The following is an 18,314-nucleotide window of genomic DNA, read 5'->3' as shown; positions in this document are numbered from 1 at the left end:
CCTTTCCTCAGGATGAGAACAAAGCATCTATCGAAAAATAAGTAAAGGAGTTCATATTGTGAAGGAATTAGTCGAACGTATCAAAAATGATGGCCGTGTATTAGGTGAAGGTGTTTTAAAAGTAGATAGTTTTATTACGCACCAAGTGGATCCAGAATTAATGGAGGCTATGGGTAATCGTTTTGCTGAGGTTTTCGCAGAAGCAGGCATTACCAAAGTAATTACAATTGAAGCATCAGGAATCGCTCCTGCCTTATACGCAGCGCAAAAATTAGGCGTGCCAATGATCTTCGCTCGTAAGGCAAAAAGTTTAACCATGGATGAAGAGCTTTTAACGGCTTCAGTTTATTCATTTACAAAACAAGTGACAAGTCAAATTTCCATTTCAAGAAAATTTTTATCTGATGCTGATAAAGTGTTGATTATTGATGACTTTTTAGCTAACGGACAAGCTGCTAAAGGATTGGTAGAATTATGCCAACAGGCTGGTGCAAAGGTTGAAGGAATTGGTATCGTAATTGAAAAATCATTCCAAGATGGTCGTCAGTTATTAGAAGACATGGGCTTAAATGTAGTCTCTTTAGCACGTATTGCTTCATTAAGTGAAGGAACGGTGACGTTTTTAGAGGAGGATGCATAATCTTGGAAACAAAACAATTGAATACACCACAACAGACGGAAACACCAAATGGGAAAGCCGCCGTTTTAGGATTGCAACATTTATTAGCGATGTATGCTGGAGCAGTTGCCGTACCTTTATTAATCGGAACCGGCTTGAATTTTGATTCGCAACAAATGACGTATTTGATTTCAATCGATATTTTTATGTGCGGCGTTGCGACACTTTTACAATTAACGGTGAATAAGTTTTTTGGGATTGGTTTGCCAGTCGTTTTAGGTTGTGCCATTCAAGCAGTTGCGCCTTTAATCATGATTGGTACGAACAAAGGGGTTGGGGCAATTTACGGTTCAATTATTGCTTCGGGCATTTTTGTCGTTCTTATTGCAGGATTTTTCTCAAAAATTAAACGTCTATTTCCGCCTTTAGTCACCGGCACAGTCATTACAGTTATTGGTTTGACCTTAATTCCTGTTGCTGTTGAAAAAATGGGTGGCGGCTTAGCAACGGACAAAAGTTTTGGTGATCCTAAAAACTTGCTCCTCGCATTTGTAACAATTGCCTTAATCATTGTTGTGCAAGTTTGGGGACGTGGCTTTATCAAGTCAATTGCCGTGTTAATCGGCCTAGTCGGCGGCACAATTTTAGCTGCGTTTCTGGGATTAGTGGATTTATCTCCTGTTGGTCAAGCTACGTGGTTTCATTTTCCACAGCCATTTTATTTTGGCAAACCAACGTTTGATCTTTCTTCTATTGTGTTGATGATTATTATTTCAATTGTTAGTATGGTTGAATCAACAGGTGTTTATTTTGCCTTAGGAGATATTACAGGGAAGAAAATTGGCGAAGATGATTTACGTCGTGGGTATCATGCAGAAGGTTTAGCCGTCATTTTAGGGGGGATTTTTAATACGTTTCCTTATACAGGTTTCTCTCAAAATGTCGGGTTAGTTCAATTATCTGGGATCAAAACACGTCGACCAATTTATTTTTCTGCTTTTTTCTTAATTATTTTAGGCTTATTACCAAAAATTGGTGCGATGGCCCAAATTATCCCAGAGCCAGTTTTAGGCGGCGGAATGCTGGTTATGTTTGGAATGGTGGCTGTCCAAGGAATGCGCATGTTGTCAAAAGTTGACTACTCAAATGACAAAAATTTATTAATTATTGCCATCTCAATTGGCTTTGGTTTAGGCTTTAATATTATGCCGACGCTCTTTAATAAAGTACCAGAAACTGTTAGCATGTTTACTGGTAATGGAATTGTCATGAGCAGCATTACCGCAATTATTTTAAATCTTTTATTCAATGGTTTAAAAGAAACCTCAGAAAGTAACGAATAGTTTCAAAAAAGTATGATAGATAAGGTCAGGTGGCTTTTCTTTCATACTTTTTTGACCTCATCATCGTTTAGAAAAATTTAATGTTTTCATCAATCTGAAGAGAAAAAGAGAAAAAAGCTTGGTTACAAAGAGACGAGTAGTAAGTTACCGCTGTTTTATCCTAAAGTATGTTAATAAATTCTGATGAGAAAACCTAAGGGAAACACTGCTGGCACTTGAAGTTGAGCCTTTTTCCTTGTATCATGTAAAAAGAGCACTCTTAAAGGCTAGACTGCGACGAGAAACCGCAGAAGGATTTTAAGGATAAAACTGTGATGGAAAGTTGTGATGAACTTGGATAAACCACTATTACCTGGTCAAGTGATTGGTATCATTGGTGGCGGACATTTAGCAAAAATGATGGCCCTTAGTGCAAGAGAAATGGGGTTTCGAGTGGGTGTGCTAGATCCACAAATTGATTGTCCTGCTGCACAAGTTGCCGATTGGCAATTATTAGGAGCATATAATGATCCTGAAGCGTTAGAGAAATTGGCAAAACGTGCCCAAGTGATTACGTATGAATTTGAACATGCAGATGTTGATGCGTTAACAGCGATTCAACATTTAGCGAATATACCACAAGGAACAGACATTTTAGCGATTACGCAAGATCGCTTAATGGAAAAAAGTTTCTTGGAAGATAATAATATTGTGATTGCACCTTATGCAACGATTGTTAGTCCGACTGATATTCAAGAAGCAATTGATGGCATTGGTTATCCGTGTATCTTGAAGAATACGCGAGGGGAAGGTCGTTATGTACTACATAGTACTTCAGACTTAGCGCCATCCATGAATCTTCTGAGAGAAGGAACCTGTGTCTTGGAAGCTTGGATTCCTTACGAAAAAGAATTATCTGTTCTGATTTCTGGTAATGGTCGTGGCGAATTTGCGACATTTCCAGTTGTGGAAACAATTAAAAAAGAGCGTAAGCTACATGAAACGATTGCACCAGCCCGAATTGATGACGAAGTCAGTGGTGAGTTGCAACGAATTGCTAAGGTGATTGCTAAAGCAGTTGGTTTAGTCGGCACCCTTTCAATTGAAATGTTTTATACAGAAACAGGCGGGATTTATGTAAATAAAATTTTACCTCGTCCAGAAGATGCTGGGAATTTTTCAATAGATGCTTGTTCTTTTAGCCAATATGATACGCATATTCGTGGTTTATGTAATTGGCCAATGCCAACGATTCAACTGTTGTCTGAAGCGATCACGGTCAATGTACTTGGGAATGAAGCCTATGAAACGATGGACATTATTAATGAACATCCAGATTGGCATTTCCACTATTATGGCCACAGTGAAGCAAAAGCGCAACGAGCGATGGGGCATATTACTATATTAACCAAAGAAATCGATGAAACACTGGAAGAAATTAAAGAAACAAAGATTTGGTCGTAATTATTTTTCAAAAATTGAGGAGTAAAGAGGGGATAAGGCACAATGATTGATCGTTATACAAGACCCGAAATGGGCGCAATTTGGACAGATGAAAACCGTTACAAGGCATGGCTAGAAGTTGAAATTTTGGCGGATGAAGCTTGGGCAGAACTTGGCGAGATTCCTAAAGAAGATGTACAAAAAATCCGAGAAAATGCATCATTTGATGTTGCACGTATTTTAGAAATTGAAGCAGAAACCCGTCATGATGTTGTCGCTTTTACTCGTGCCGTTTCAGAAACGCTTGGTGAAGAGCGAAAATGGGTGCACTATGGCTTAACCAGCACAGATGTTGTGGATACTGCCTATGGTTATCTATTGAAACAGGCGAATGATATTTTACGGAAAGATTTACAAACATTTACGGAGATTATCGGAGCCAAAGCTAAAGAGTATAAACATACGGTCATGATGGGAAGAACGCATGGTGTTCATGCAGAACCGACTACATTTGGTTTGAAATTAGCGTTGTGGTACTCTGAAATGAAACGCAATATTGAACGTTTTGAACATGCAGCCAAAGGTGTCGAAGCAGGTAAAATCAGTGGAGCCGTAGGTACCTTTGCCAATATTTCACCATTTGTTGAAGAATATGTTTGCGAACATTTGGGGATCCGTGCTCAAGAGATTTCGACACAAGTTTTACCACGTGATTTACATGCAGAATATGTTTCTGCCATGGCATTAATTGCGACAAGTATTGAAAAATTTGCAACAGAAATTCGTGGTCTACAAAAATCAGAAACACGTGAAGTAGAAGAATTTTTTGCAAAAGGACAAAAAGGATCTTCGGCAATGCCGCATAAACGGAATCCAATTGGTTCTGAAAATATGACTGGTTTGGCACGTGTGATTCGTGGTCATGTCATTACTGCCTTTGAAAATGTGAGTTTATGGCATGAACGAGATATTTCTCACTCGTCTGCTGAACGGATTATTATTCCCGATACGACGATTTTACTAAATTACATGTTGAATCGTTTTGGTAATATTGTCAAAAACTTAACGGTCTTCCCAGAAAATATGAAGCGTAACATGGATGCGACCTATGGACTAATTTATAGCCAACGTGTCTTGTTAAAATTGATTGACCATGGCATGACACGTGAAGAAGCGTATGATCTGGTCCAACCAAAAACAGCTTACGCATGGGATCATCAAACGGCGTTCCGTCCGTTGCTAGATGCGGATGAAAAAATTACTTCTGTCTTATCAAAAGAAGAGCTAGATGATGCCTTTGATTATCATTATCATTTAAAAAATGTTGACACGATTTTTGAACGTGTTGGTTTAGGATAAAAAAGAGCGTTCAGGAAAAAACAGTTTCTTCCTGAGCGCTTTTTTTGTTTTCAGAAAAAAAGTTGAAAAGTTATTTAGTAGAAATGAGAAGAAAAAGTATTAATTTTTAGCGAGCAAACGTCAAAAGGTATAATTCATTTATTTACCTTTTGACGTTTGCTCGCTATTTGTTTGGTTTTTCTTTAGATTATAAAGGAGATATTTTCAAAAAAAGATGGAATTTAGGTGTTTTCATAGGTGTAAAGCGCTATCAAACCCTTATAGGATAAGCATATATCATTTTTTAATTATGGGTTTAAAAATTCAAAATTTTTTTTTGTGTATCTTTAGCTATAATGAGTCTATTAACGATAATTATTAAAAGAATGGAGGGAAAGTTGATTGTAATGAAATTGTCACAAGTCCCAAATAAAACGACGGGGAATGGAATAAAAATATTCTGTTATCTCTGTTTTATAGTTAGCTGTTATCTAATCTTTTTACGCTTCGAAGTTGCTTTATCCCAACAACCAGAGCCACAGCCACTGGCGGGTTTCACAGTTGAAAGTGTGATACCAGATAATCAGCTAGATAAGAACCAAACTTATTTTTATTTAGGTGTTCAGCCAAGTAATCAGCAGATTATTCAAGTGAAAATCAGAAGTTTGCAAAAAGAGCCCGTAACTGTCGCTTTAAGTATTCATGATGCAGTGAACGGAACGGAAGGACAGATTGACTATACGCAGACGAGCCCCAAACTAGATTCTAGTTTGACAAATTCCATCACACAAATTGTTCATTTGCAAAATAAGGAAGCTACGGTCACTGTAAAAAACTTTGAAGAAAAAATAGTGAATTATGAAATCAAAATACCCAAAGAGCCATTTTCTGGAGTTAAATTAGGCGCATTACGGTTTATTAAACAATTAGAGGATGAATCATTAACAAGTAATCAGTTTACATCAACCTATGCGTATACTATTTCCGTCATGTTGACAGAAGATAAACAACCATTTGATGAAGGAGCAGAATTGCAACTAAAAAAAGTTGGTACAACGATCAGTGCTGGCCAACCTGTGGTTCAAGTAACATACCAAAATCGGCAACCAAAAGTTATGAAAGAAGCAACAATTACCAATTGGTTAACCAAAAAAGGTCAGACAAAAGAGTTACTAAAAAAAGTACAAGCAGATGTGACAGTGGCACCTAATTCGCTATTAGCTATGGATCTGCCATTGAATGACGTTGTCCTGCCAGCGGGAACTTATACTGTTCACAGCCAAGTAAGCGCTGGTAATCGCGAATGGCAGTGGCGAAAAGATTTTACAATTACACAAACGCAAATAAAACAATGGTCGACGAATACACCTTCAGCAAAAAGGCAACCGTTTTTGTTAGTGGGGAGTAGTGCAATGGTCCTCGTTGTAGTTAGCATTTATTTTTACCTTAAAAAGAGTAGAACTAAATAGTAAAGAAATAAAAAGGAAAAGCAGGTGTTGGTTATGAACAAGAAAATGACTAATCTAATCTGTGTCATATTATTAGGCACGATGATTTTACCAATTAATGGCTTAGCTGAGAGGACTGAGTCAACAACAGTAACGAGTGAAATGCAACAAATTATTGAAGATTCATTACCTAAGCTATCAGAACCGTCCAAGCAAACGATAGAAACAACTGAAACAACCGATTCTTCAATTGAAAAAACTCAAGCAACTGAAGCAACGAAAGAAGTAGAAACTGTTTCCTTTACTTGGTCACAACAAGAATCAGAACGTCAAGTAACTGCCGGAGCGGATTTTTATCTAAAAATAACTAGTAATGTAACTTGGGCGGAAATCCAATTGCCTCAGGAAATTCAATATAATCCCCAAAAGAACCAACAATTGCAGGAGTATAGTTCTTATAATCAAGAACAACATAGCTTGGTTTTAAGAGACTTAGCCCAGTTGGGGGAGAGTTACTTGCTGTTAACGACAACAAAAGCAGGAACCTTTACCTTGTCAGTCAAAGATAAAAACCAAGAAACGTTGGCTAATAATTTAGACGTGACGATTGTGAAAGAGCAAGTAGTAGTGCCACAAGAGACCCAGAAGAGTGGTGAGCAGAAGCAAACAAAGGAAAATGAAAAAAGCAACCCTGTCGTTAAGTCTAAAAACATTGCCGCTAAAGCGAATGGGATTACGGTCGGTTTGACTGCACCAGCCACTTATCGTACATATACTGACCCTGCGACAGGAACAGCACCAGATTACTTAACTGTTTCTTTACCAGTTTCCATCAGCCAAGCGGGCCTCACTGGTACTTCGATTGAGCTTCCTTATGGCTTTTATCCAAGTAAAAGTGACCCGATTTTTAAAGACTTTGATAGTACAGCACCGATATTTTCGTTGGTGACACCTAGTACACCTAGTGCTAACTCCATTGTGGCTTCGTATGTAAACGATACGGCCAATAAAAAATTAATTATTCGCTTGAAAGAAACCAAGACAACTTTAGAGACGATTAATTTACGTTTTAAATTTAATAATGTCTATGATGCCAAAATCCCACCTGAACAAATTGTGTGGAATAATCTCCAAGCGAAGGTGTTTGATAATACGGGGACACAAATAGCAAGTTCAGCGGCAAATAAAGTGTTAAAAACTGATGTGGCTGTTTCTAGTGCTTCATATGTGCTTTCTGGTTACGCAGTTCCTAGTGATGACAATTATTTTGATGGTGATATTGTTGTGACAAACTCTTATCGGTTTAATTATTTAGCTAGAGCGAATTTAGACACTAGTTATGAGCATCAAGTGTATGTTGAAATTCCCACAGGAGCTACATTAACGGGAACTTTAGCTAATGCGTTATTAAAAACTGGGGTCACAAATGCACAAGACCCTAGTGTGCCAGCGGGTTTTACTCGGTACTATCAGAAATTAGTAACTCTCTCACCAAATATTTTAGAAAACCCAGCAACTCGAATTGATTTAGCCTATACTAACACAAGGGTTACTTTGAATAAAACGTATGCAGAAGGGAGTACTTTTTCTGTCAATTTTGGAATGAAGGTAAAATTCCTAAATGGGAAAATAAATACGCTTACCACTACGAAACGTTATGTAAAACGTTCTCGGCCAGATTTTCAATTGTCAGGAACAGGCTATCATTCGACTGTCACAGGTTCTACTAACACAGTTAATAACTTAGACAATTTAGCGACAGCTGGAACTTTTTACACTTTTGGCTATGGTTCATTTAGCCGCTCTGCTACTATTAAGAATACTGGCGCTAAACCAATTCAAGGAGTGACATACAAATTACAAGAATTAACTGCAGGCTCAGCTAAGGGAAATTTTGATAATCTCTATATTTATGGTGTTACTGATGGAGTGAGTACCCCCGCCTATTATCGGCCTTTGTATCATATTAAAAATGCCGTAACTGGAACGAGTCGTTCTAGTTGGAGCAGTACGCCCGCTACTACTGGCTATTTTAGCCCTGCTTTGCCAATTTTAGCAACCAATGAGTATATTTCAACCATTGATATTATTCCTATGGGAACCGATGGTACAACCGCCAATTCGTTACCTCCAGGGAACGGAATGATTTTTCGATATGGCATTAAAAGTTGGCCAAATGGGCGGTGGCCAGATGGGACAGTACTTTCTAAGATGACTAATCCAATCACCTTTGGAGCCACAATGCAGTACCAAGATGCAACGGGGACTCCTACAGAGCTTAAATTAAACAATAATGTAGTATATTATAATAAAGGCGTGGCCTTACGTGTTTCTGCTAGACTTACCAGTGTTAATAGTGAAAATAAACTGCCTGGGGACACGATTAACTATGAAATAAGCGGGAGAAATAGTGGCTACTATACAGATACTTCTTCTGGGGATTGGGAGAATCCCATTATTACAATTAAAGTTCCCAAACAGTTACGTTTAAAAGCGACTACGAAAAAAGATTTTATTGATGAGAGTAATCAAGTGACCTATCCAGCTTCGGTGACCGTTGAAACCTTAGCTACAAATGATACAACTTACAATTATTATCGTTTTAAGACGTCCAGCACGGCTTATAAATCTAAAATAACGGGAGAGGCTAGTTTTTTTCGGATTCCTTTAGAATTTGTAGTGGATAGTTCAGCTGCTTCTGGAAGCTATCAAATTCCTTATATCGCCTATAGTAGCCCTAAGCCAACTGATTTCTTTCATGGTGTACTTACTCAATTATCCGCTGCAGAGGCTAAAAAAATCGGTGTAGACAACACGAAAGAAAATAGCTACGAGATCAACTCATCTCCTTTTAATGTCGGCTTTTCTGTTGTGGATTCTTCTAAGTTAGACAGCGCTACTAATGCTCGTGGCTCCGCGACGCAAGCTTGGTCAAATACGAATATCTTTGCGGTAGATCGCAAAGGCACCCCGCAAATGCAAACGGTCATTAAAAATTCTGGAAATACAAACTTCAATAACGTTCGCTTGTATAATATTTTACCTTCTTCTAGTGATGGTCGTGGTTCAACAGGCAGCATCGGGTTTACAAACTTGACCAGTAATAATGGGACAGCCAAAACTTACTATACAACTAAGCCTGTCTCACAATTGCCTAGTTATGCTAACAATGATTTGCAAGCGTGGAATGCCACTAAACTAACCAGTTTAGGGTTCACTACAACTAAACCCGCTAATTCAGCTTTAATCACAGCAATCTATGTCGATTTTGGCGCAACGACAATCAAACCAAGTGAGACATTAGATGCGATTATGAGTTTTTTAGTGCCAGATGCAGAGAATCAAAAAGCAATTAACCAATTTCAATATTCTGCTAAAGAAGCTAAGGCAGGAGCCACTTTAACAGCAGTTAGTGATGAAATTACCTTTAGCACAGAGTTTGCTCAAGTAGCCTATGAACAAAATTTACCGAGTATTACAGTTCCTGGAAGTGGAGTGAAAGATTTACCTTCTCCGCAAACAATCCAGTTAGATGTGAATGATGCCGGCAAAATTGTCATTCCAACAGCCAAACCAACGCTTAGTGGTTATACTTTTGTAGAATGGCAAGATGTTGAAACACCAACCAAAAAATATCAACCTGGAGCAACGATTAGCTTTACGTCTACGTCAACTACCACAAAAATAACTCTGAAAGCTATTTGGAAACCAATCTCAGTGAATGTGACTTTTAGTGCCAATGGGGGCTCGGGTGGTACGGCTGCTAAAGCCTATACTTTTGGGACAGTAGTTAATTTAAGCACGGTTGTGAAGCCAACAAGAACAGGCTATATTTTTCAAGGTTGGGCTACAACAGCCAGTGCCACAACACCAGATATTACAACAAACCCTCTCGTTAATTATGCCTCAGCTAAGACCTATTATGCTGTTTGGAAGGGGAACGCTTATACCGTAAAGTTTGATGCGAATGGGGGAACTGGTACTATGCCTAACGCTAGTTTTATTTATGGAACAGGCAAGCCATTACCAGCCAACACCTTTACGAAAGAGAGTAATACGTTCCTTGGTTGGTCAAGGACACGGACAAGTGCAGTTGTCTATACGGATAAACAAATAATTTCGACATTAACTGCTACTAATAATGGGACTGTAACTTTATATGCGAAATGGAGTGGGCAACGACCTGTATTGATGGGGACACCAAGTACGTTTGATTTTGGCAAACAAACGATTTCGCCAACGGCAAAAAGTTATGGACTAAATTCAGCTAGCTATGTAGGAAGTCCCGAATTACAACAAGCTGGTTTTATGTTACGTCTAGAAGATAATCGACCAACTAGCACAGGTTGGAAATTAAACGTTAGTTTATCTGAATTTAAAGATAAAACTGGTAAATCTTTACCACAAGGAGAAGGAATTACCTTGAACTTTGCGGACACTCAACTTCAAAAAGTTCAATATGCTAATACAGCCGAGGAATCAGTAACGACTGGTTTTACCAATGGACCGATGTTAGGTTCTCAAGCTTTTCGATCGGGTGCAACAGCCCAATCAATAATCACAGCAACTGGAGCACAAGGAAGTGGAACTTGGCAACTATATTTTCCTTTTGAAGAGATAAAATTAACTGTGCCTGCAAATGTAGGAGAAATATCAAAAGTATATCAATCGACAGTAACCTGGTCATTGGACGATGTAGTCTAATCTTAGTATGTTTCACTTGAAAGGAAAGTTAATTGTATTAAGAAAAAATATAAGTTTTATAGTAATATTAAAAAACAAACGTATTGTTAAATACGTTTGTTTTTTTCTATACTTTTTTCGATTTATCCTTTATAATGTAACTTAAATAGTTACATTAACTATTTAATGCAAACAAAGGAGGAGAAGTATGGATAAACAACAGCGAGGCATTCAAGTGATTAGAATTTGGCTAGGGGCGACGATGTTAATTCATGGAGTGATGAAAGTAACGTCATTGGAAGATACTTTAGCGTTTTTTGCTAGTATTGGTTTGCCAAGCCTTTTCGTGTATGGTGTAGCGGCAATTGAATTAATTGGTGGATTATTTATGATTATTGGCTTTTTAATTCCATTGGTATCAGTAGGATTCATAGCAGTTTTAGTCGGAGCTATTTTTTCTTTTGGTTTGGCAAGTGGTTTTAGTGGTTATGAGTACGAATTATTTTTAGCAATAACCAGTTTGGCTATTTTGGTTAGCCATGCCGATAAAAAGTATCTTACGTTAAAACTTTATTTTTAATAAATCAATGTAATAAAGAGTTGGTCAAACTAGTTGTTATTGCGAAAAAAGCCCTAAAACAGTGATATTTAACTGTTTTAGGTTTTTTTTTATCAAAAAGGTCAAAAAAGGTCAATTTATTTATTGACCTTTACTGACCAATAGGGTATAATAAATTTATAAGGTTTACGAATACCTTAACTTTTGAAGAAATCCATCAAAAGTCGGATAATAATAATTGTAAAGAATGTTAAAATAAAAAAAGACAAAACAATAAACGGGAGGGATCGTTTATGAATATTGAAAAAATGACAACAACGCTACAAGAGGCGATTGCTGAAGCTCAAAAAGTTGCGGTGACACGGCAACATCAAGAAATTGATATTGCACATTTATGGAAAATTTTTCTTCAACCAAACCATTTTGGGCGTAATTTTTACACAGATGCTGGTTTAGATGTTGATGCATTTGAACGAGAAGTAGATAACGCGTTAGATGAATATCCAAGTGTGGCAGGCGGTAATGTGCAATATGGTCAAAATTTAAGTCAAAATTTGTTCCATTTATTGCAAGAAGCTGATTCACTTCGAGAAGAATTCCAAGATGAATTTTTATCAACCGAAATTGTACTTTTAGCTTTAATGAAATTGAAAAATTATCGTTTAACAAAATATTTAATGCAACAAGGCATTACAGAAAAAGAGTTAAGAAAAAATATTGAAGAGATGAGAGGAGGAGATCGTGTGACTTCTCAAAACCAGGAAGAACAATATAAAGCACTAGAAAAATACGGTGTTGACTTAGTACAACAAGTAAAAGCAGGAAAACAAGATCCAATCATTGGTCGTGACGAAGAAATTCGTGACGTTATTCGGATTTTATCAAGAAAAACTAAAAATAATCCAGTCTTAATTGGTGAACCAGGTGTTGGTAAAACAGCGATTGTTGAAGGATTAGCACAACGAATCGTTCGTAAAGATGTTCCCGAAAACTTAAAAGATAAAACTATTTTTTCTTTAGATATGGGCGCCTTAATTGCGGGAGCAAAATTCCGTGGCGAATTTGAAGAACGGTTAAAAGCTGTTTTAAAAGAAGTGAAAAAAAGTGATGGCAAAATCATTTTATTCATTGATGAAATTCATAATATCGTCGGAGCTGGTAAAACTGAAGGCAGTATGGACGCCGGGAATTTATTAAAACCGATGCTAGCACGTGGTGAATTGCATTTAATCGGTGCCACAACGCTTGATGAATATCGCCAATATATGGAAAAAGATAAAGCCTTAGAACGTCGTTTCCAAAAAGTATTAGTCAAAGAACCAACAGTAGAAGATACCATTTCTATTTTGCGTGGCTTAAAAGAACGATTTGAAATTCACCACGGCGTGAATATTCATGACAATGCTTTAGTTGCTGCCGCTACTTTATCCGATCGCTATATTACTGATCGTTTCTTACCAGATAAAGCGATTGACTTAGTCGATGAAGCAAGCGCAACGATTCGAGTGGAAATGAATTCGATGCCTACAGAGCTCGATCAAGTAACACGTCGGTTAATGCAACTAGAAATTGAAGAAGCGGCCTTGAAAAAAGAATCAGATGATGCAAGTAAAAAACGGTTAGCCAACTTGCAAGAAGAATTAGCAGATTTGCGTGAAGAAGCCAACTCAATGAAAATGCAATGGGAAACGGAAAAAGAAGAAGTTAATGCGGTTTCCAACAAACGTGCAGAGATTGATAAAGCAAAACACGAATTAGAAGATGCTGAAAATAATTATGATTTAGAACGAGCGGCTGTTTTGCGTCATGGAACAATTCCACAATTAGAACATGAATTGAAAGAATTGGAAGAAAAGAACGCTAAAGATAACGTCAAAATGGTACAAGAATCGGTTACTGAAAACGAAATTGCGCAAGTGGTCGGTCGTTTAACCGGCATTCCTGTGACAAAATTAGTTGAAGGCGAACGAGAAAAATTAATGAAACTGAATGAAACATTACACAAACGTGTGATTGGTCAAGATGAAGCCGTCGATGCTGTTAGTGATGCGGTGATTCGTTCAAGAGCAGGCTTACAAGATCCAAATCGCCCACTCGGTTCGTTCCTTTTCCTAGGACCAACTGGTGTTGGTAAAACAGAACTTGCTAAAGCTTTAGCTGAAGATTTGTTTGATTCTGAAGATCATATGGTACGGATTGACATGAGTGAATACATGGAAAAACATGCCGTGTCTCGTTTGGTTGGTGCCCCTCCAGGCTATATTGGTTATGAAGAAGGTGGCCAGTTAACAGAAGCTGTTCGTCGAAACCCTTATACAATTGTCTTATTAGACGAAATTGAAAAAGCGCACCCAGATGTCTTTAATATCTTATTACAAGTTTTAGATGATGGTCGTTTGACAGATTCTAAAGGTCGGGTCGTTGATTTTAAAAATACGGTTTTAATTATGACAAGTAACATCGGCTCTCAGCTTTTATTGGAAGGTGTGACACCTGAAGGAACAATTCCAGAAGAAGTTGAAAATCAAGTCATGAATATTCTAAAAGGACACTTTAAACCAGAGTTCTTAAACAGAATTGATGATACCATTTTATTCACACCATTGAGCTTGGATAATGTGAAAGGAATCATTGGTAAAATGACCGCACAACTTGCTCATCGTTTAGAGCAACAAGAAATTGTGTTGGAAATCACTGATGAAGCTAAAACATGGATTGCTGAAAATGGGTATGAGCCAGCTTATGGAGCTCGTCCGTTAAAACGTTTCATTACTCGCGAAGTCGAAACACCATTAGCAAAAGAAATTGTTTCTGGACGAGTAATGCCAAAAACAAAAGTCACGATTAGTCTATTAGACAATCAATTAGTTTTTGAAAATGAACCAATAGAAGAAGTATAAAAAAAGAACGAGCGAATTCGCTCGTTCTTTTTTATTATGACAATCGTTGCTTAATTTCTTCCAACAAATCCTCTTCTGAAGAAACAACCCGACCATTCAATTTAATCAAACCAACTGTGTAAAGGTTTAAATAATGGAATTGATTTTCAGCGACTTCGTTCAAAGCATCCAGCTTTTGGTGATTATCAGCACCTTGTTGGCGGCTGTCTGTGTAAAGGGCAACTACCGGGATTCCTTTGGCATAAGCAACACCAATTTCGGAAGCTACGCCCGCATCAATGGTTGGGCCGTCTAATAAAGCAACCAATAAGTCGCTAGCAAGGACGTTTTCTGTATCTGCTAAGGCAATCATTTTACTATCGGCATAAGCAGATTTGTCGTTAATCGCCGCATTTTCTTGTGGTAAATAAAGATCGATTGTTTTATCCAATTGTCGAATTTGTTCGACTAAATAGGCATTATAACGTAAGTCAGCTTGCGAAAATAAAGGTCCTGCAAAATAAATTTTTGTCATTTGTCTGTCTCCAATCCAAGGGTTTAGAAATAATCACTGAAATAAGCTTCTTGGTCAGGAAAAATCCGTTCCAAAGAATTTAAAGTTTCTTTATCTGTATCAATGCGCTCAATTCGATGTAAGTACGAAGGGCGTCGGTAATTCATGACTAAACAAGTTAGTGTTTGAATATCTAAGTGAACGGCGGTGCCTAAAGGTTCATCCGTAATGGTCACTTGATCATTTTCATCCCAAATTAAGCCAAAAATACCATTATTCCACTCAGCCACAGGATCTTTAACGACAAAATGGAAGGGCTTAGCCGTACTTTCAAAAGGAAAATTTTCTAAAAAGGCTTTGACATCAACAATTCGAGCCATATAATAGGGCTCAATGCTTTCTTTAATTTGGCTGTCTTCTAAAAGAAAGGCTAGTGGTTCATTTTTATAGATATCGCCCTTGACCCAATAAACCATCGAAAAATGCGCAGTAATAAAATTCCACAAGCCATTTCGGGCTTCTTGGTTCAAGTAAAACATTTCCTTAATATGAAATACCTCATCGGCCACCCAATAGAAAAGTACTCCTAAAGGTTCTTGATTGGCACCATAATAGACAGCAGCAGTCCGCTCTTCCTCGTTTTCGAAACGCCAATATTCTTCCCAGTTGAAGGCACTACGAATGAGCGCGCCGTGATTTTGACGAGCGAATCGCGCATAGACATCAAAGACATCTGGGTGATCGACAGCTAACCGTTCAATCATTCCCGGAACAGGAACGGTTTTTGGTAATTGCGTATCCCGAATTTTAAAAGATAACTTGTCGGACATGATTTCCCAACCTTTACGTCGGTAATAAGGAATGTTGTAAGGGAAAAGATAAGAAATCCACTGTTTATCTTGGCGCATTTCTTCTAATGCCGTTTGAATCAAGTCTTTCATTAAACCGTGGTTGGCATATTCAGGATAGGTACCGACACCAGTAACGCCGCCCATTTTATACAAAGCACCATGGATATTGACTTCGCATGGATAGATAGCAATTTGTGAAATTAATTGATTTTCGTGAAACCAGCCAAATACTTTTGAAAGTTCTAAAATCGGTTGTTTTGATTTGATAAATGCGCGTTTGTTTTCAAAACCACTTTCTTCAATATCTGCTTCAGTTACTTGAAAAACATAGGAAAGAAGTTCATTAAATTGATCAATGTGTCCTTCCTCAACAGGCTTTAAGGTCAGTTGCTTTCGAAATTCTTGTTCATCCATTTTTCCATCTCCAATAAATTTACTGTTTTTAGTATACCAAATTTTTCGAAACTCTGTTAGCCTTTCGAAACCAAAAGAATAAAAGGGAAGTGCTTTAAATCTTCTTCAAAAATTGGTATAATGAAAAGTGCTGATTATCCTAGACCTTTAAACATGATAATTTGATAAAAAAGGCAACTAAAATATAACAATTGATTGATGAAGCTAGCAGGGAGCTAGCTTTTCTTAAAAGAAATGAGGCAAAAAATGAACAATAAAGAAATGAAAGCAAGACAAGAGAAAATTCGTAATTTCTCGATCATTGCCCACATTGACCATGGGAAGTCAACTTTAGCCGACCGGATTTTGGAAAAAACAAATACAGTTAGCAGTCGAGAAATGCAAGATCAATTACTTGATTCAATGGATTTAGAGAGAGAACGCGGCATTACCATCAAATTAAACGCAATTGAATTAAACTATACAGCCAAAGATGGTGAAACCTATACTTTCCATTTGATTGACACACCAGGGCACGTCGATTTCACCTATGAAGTTTCTCGTAGCTTGGCAGCTTGTGAAGGGGCTGTTCTAGTTGTTGATGCGGCGCAAGGAATTGAAGCGCAAACGCTAGCAAATGTCTATTTGGCATTGGATAATGACTTAGAAATTTTACCTGTTATTAATAAAATTGATTTACCCGCCGCTGATCCAGAGCGTGTTCGGACAGAGATTGAAGACGTAATTGGAATTGATGCATCGGAAGCTGTTTTAGCAAGTGCCAAAGCAGGGATTGGTATTGAAGATATTTTAGAACAAGTGGTGGAGTATGTACCAGCTCCATCAGGCGATATTGAGGCTCCTTTAAAGGCTTTGATTTTTGACTCTATTTACGATAGTTATCGGGGGGTCGTTTTAAACATCCGTGTAATTGACGGTGTCGTTCGTCCTGGGGATAAAATCCAAATGATGAGTAACGGTAAAACGTTTGATGTAACAGAAGTCGGCGTTTTTTCACCGAAACCAATTGCTCGTGATTATTTAATGGTTGGTGATGTGGGCTATATCACCGCTAGCATTAAAACGGTTCAAGATACACGGGTCGGGGATACAGTGACTTTGGCCGACAATCCAGCAGCAGAAGCACTACCAGGCTATCGCAAAATGAATCCAATGGTTTATTGTGGTTTATATCCAATTGATACGTCGCGCTACAATGATTTACGGGAAGCATTAGAAAAATTACAATTAAATGATGCGGCGTTACAATTTGAACCGGAAACATCGCAAGCCTTAGGGTTTGGTTTCCGTTGTGGTTTCTTAGGTTTGCTACACATGGATGTTGTTCAGGAACGTTTGGAACGAGAATTTAATTTAGAGTTAATTACAACAGCACCGTCTGTAATCTATCACGTTAATAAAACTGACGGAACAACCGTTGTTGTTGACAACCCAGCTGAATTTCCAGAACCAGTAACGATTGAATCTGTGGAAGAACCTTATGTTAAAGCGCAAATCATGGTGCCAAACGATTATGTAGGAGCAGTAATGGAATTATCACAACGTAAACGTGGCGAATTCATTACAATGGATTACTTAGACGATTATCGTGTAAACGTAGTTTATGAAATTCCGTTATCTGAAATCGTGTTTGACTTTTTCGATAAATTGAAATCAAGTACAAAAGGCTATGCATCCTTAGATTACGAAATGGCTGGCTATCGTACTAGCCGCCTAGTGAAAATGGATATTCTATTAAATGCTGAAAAAGTGGATGCGTTAAGCTTTATTGTTCACCGAGATTTCGCATTTGAGCGTGGTAAAGCGATTGTTGAGAAACTGAAAAAACTAATTCCACGTCAACAGTTTGAAGTCCCAGTTCAAGCGGCAATTGGTCAAAAAATTGTGGCTCGTTCAGATATTAAAGCCTTACGCAAAAACGTACTGGCTAAATGCTATGGTGGCGATGTTTCTCGTAAACGTAAATTGTTAGAGAAACAAAAAGAAGGGAAGAAACGGATGAAACAAATTGGATCCGTGGAAGTTCCTCAAGAAGCCTTTATGGCGGTTCTGAAAATGGATGAAGATGATCAGAAAAAATAACTTATCAAAAAAGTACCTCAGTCTGAGCTGAGGTGCTTTTTTTGAAAATATAAATTAAAGTAAACTACATTTTAAAATAAAACACGCAAAATTGCGTGCTTTTTTATATTGTGATAGAATATACATACAAAAGCTTATAAATAATCAAAATAATTTTGCAAA

11 protein-coding genes are annotated in these 18,314 nt (G+C 37.7%); 9 read left to right on the top strand and 2 right to left on the bottom strand.

All coding sequences use genetic code 11. The annotated features are described in order from the left end of the window. Positions 1 to 58 precede the first annotated feature (58 nt). The 8 genes from IGL86_RS08885 to clpB all read left to right on the top strand — a co-directional run bounded on the left by IGL86_RS08885 (position 59) and on the right by clpB (position 14,312). Positions 59 to 640, top strand: coding sequence for a xanthine phosphoribosyltransferase (locus tag IGL86_RS08885; protein WP_002356804.1), 582 nt, complete (start codon positions 59 to 61; stop codon positions 638 to 640). Positions 641 to 642: 2 nt separating this feature from the next. Beyond that, positions 643 to 1,962, top strand: a complete 1,320-nt coding sequence (locus IGL86_RS08880; RefSeq protein WP_002382793.1) for a nucleobase:cation symporter-2 family protein — start codon at positions 643 to 645, stop codon at positions 1,960 to 1,962. A gap of 327 nt (positions 1,963 to 2,289) precedes the next feature. Further along, complete coding sequence (purK, locus tag IGL86_RS08875; RefSeq protein WP_010713224.1) at positions 2,290 to 3,405, top strand: 5-(carboxyamino)imidazole ribonucleotide synthase; 1,116 nt, start codon at positions 2,290 to 2,292, stop codon at positions 3,403 to 3,405. Positions 3,406 to 3,447: 42 nt separating this feature from the next. Beyond that, positions 3,448 to 4,743 carry an adenylosuccinate lyase gene (purB, locus tag IGL86_RS08870; protein ID WP_033625876.1) on the top strand — a complete coding sequence of 432 codons (1,296 nt, stop codon included), beginning with the start codon at positions 3,448 to 3,450 and terminating at the stop codon, positions 4,741 to 4,743. Positions 4,744 to 5,129: 386 nt separating this feature from the next. Continuing rightward, the gene (locus IGL86_RS08865) at positions 5,130 to 6,191 is read left to right on the top strand and encodes a DUF916 and DUF3324 domain-containing protein (RefSeq protein ID WP_029677175.1); all 1,062 of its coding nucleotides are present in this window, start codon (positions 5,130 to 5,132) and stop codon (positions 6,189 to 6,191) included. Between the two features lie 33 nt (positions 6,192 to 6,224). Continuing rightward, the gene (locus IGL86_RS08860) at positions 6,225 to 10,874 is read left to right on the top strand and encodes a WxL domain-containing protein (protein ID WP_430605596.1); all 4,650 of its coding nucleotides are present in this window, start codon (positions 6,225 to 6,227) and stop codon (positions 10,872 to 10,874) included. A gap of 187 nt (positions 10,875 to 11,061) precedes the next feature. Further along, on the top strand, positions 11,062 to 11,433 hold the full coding sequence (locus tag IGL86_RS08855) for a DoxX family protein (protein ID WP_010713227.1): 372 nt from the start codon (positions 11,062 to 11,064) through the stop codon (positions 11,431 to 11,433). A 272-nt stretch (positions 11,434 to 11,705) separates the two neighbouring features. Continuing rightward, positions 11,706 to 14,312 carry an ATP-dependent chaperone ClpB gene (gene clpB, locus IGL86_RS08850; protein ID WP_002362158.1) on the top strand — a complete coding sequence of 869 codons (2,607 nt, stop codon included), beginning with the start codon at positions 11,706 to 11,708 and terminating at the stop codon, positions 14,310 to 14,312. A gap of 34 nt (positions 14,313 to 14,346) precedes the next feature. Here clpB and IGL86_RS08845 read toward each other — a convergent pair whose 3' ends face one another. Together IGL86_RS08845 and IGL86_RS08840 are read right to left on the bottom strand one after the other, a co-directional pair. Next, the gene (locus IGL86_RS08845; RefSeq protein WP_002362157.1) at positions 14,347 to 14,826 is read right to left on the bottom strand and encodes a nucleoside 2-deoxyribosyltransferase; all 480 of its coding nucleotides are present in this window, start codon (positions 14,824 to 14,826) and stop codon (positions 14,347 to 14,349) included. A gap of 23 nt (positions 14,827 to 14,849) precedes the next feature. Next, positions 14,850 to 16,070: a GNAT family N-acetyltransferase gene (locus IGL86_RS08840; protein WP_002366990.1), complete on the bottom strand. Its 1,221-nt coding sequence runs from the start codon at positions 16,068 to 16,070 to the stop codon at positions 14,850 to 14,852. Between the two features lie 246 nt (positions 16,071 to 16,316). Between IGL86_RS08840 and lepA the strand changes: the two genes are divergently transcribed. Next, entirely contained in the window at positions 16,317 to 18,152 is a 1,836-nt protein-coding gene (gene lepA / locus IGL86_RS08835; RefSeq protein ID WP_002362155.1) for a translation elongation factor 4, read from the top strand. Positions 18,153 to 18,314 lie beyond the last annotated feature (162 nt).

The sequence above is a fragment of the Enterococcus sp. DIV0774 genome (assembly GCF_050539095.1).
Taxonomy (GTDB): domain Bacteria; phylum Bacillota; class Bacilli; order Lactobacillales; family Enterococcaceae; genus Enterococcus; species Enterococcus faecalis.
The sequence above is the reverse complement of the archived record's forward strand: the minus strand, read 5'-3'. Positions and strand labels throughout refer to the sequence as shown.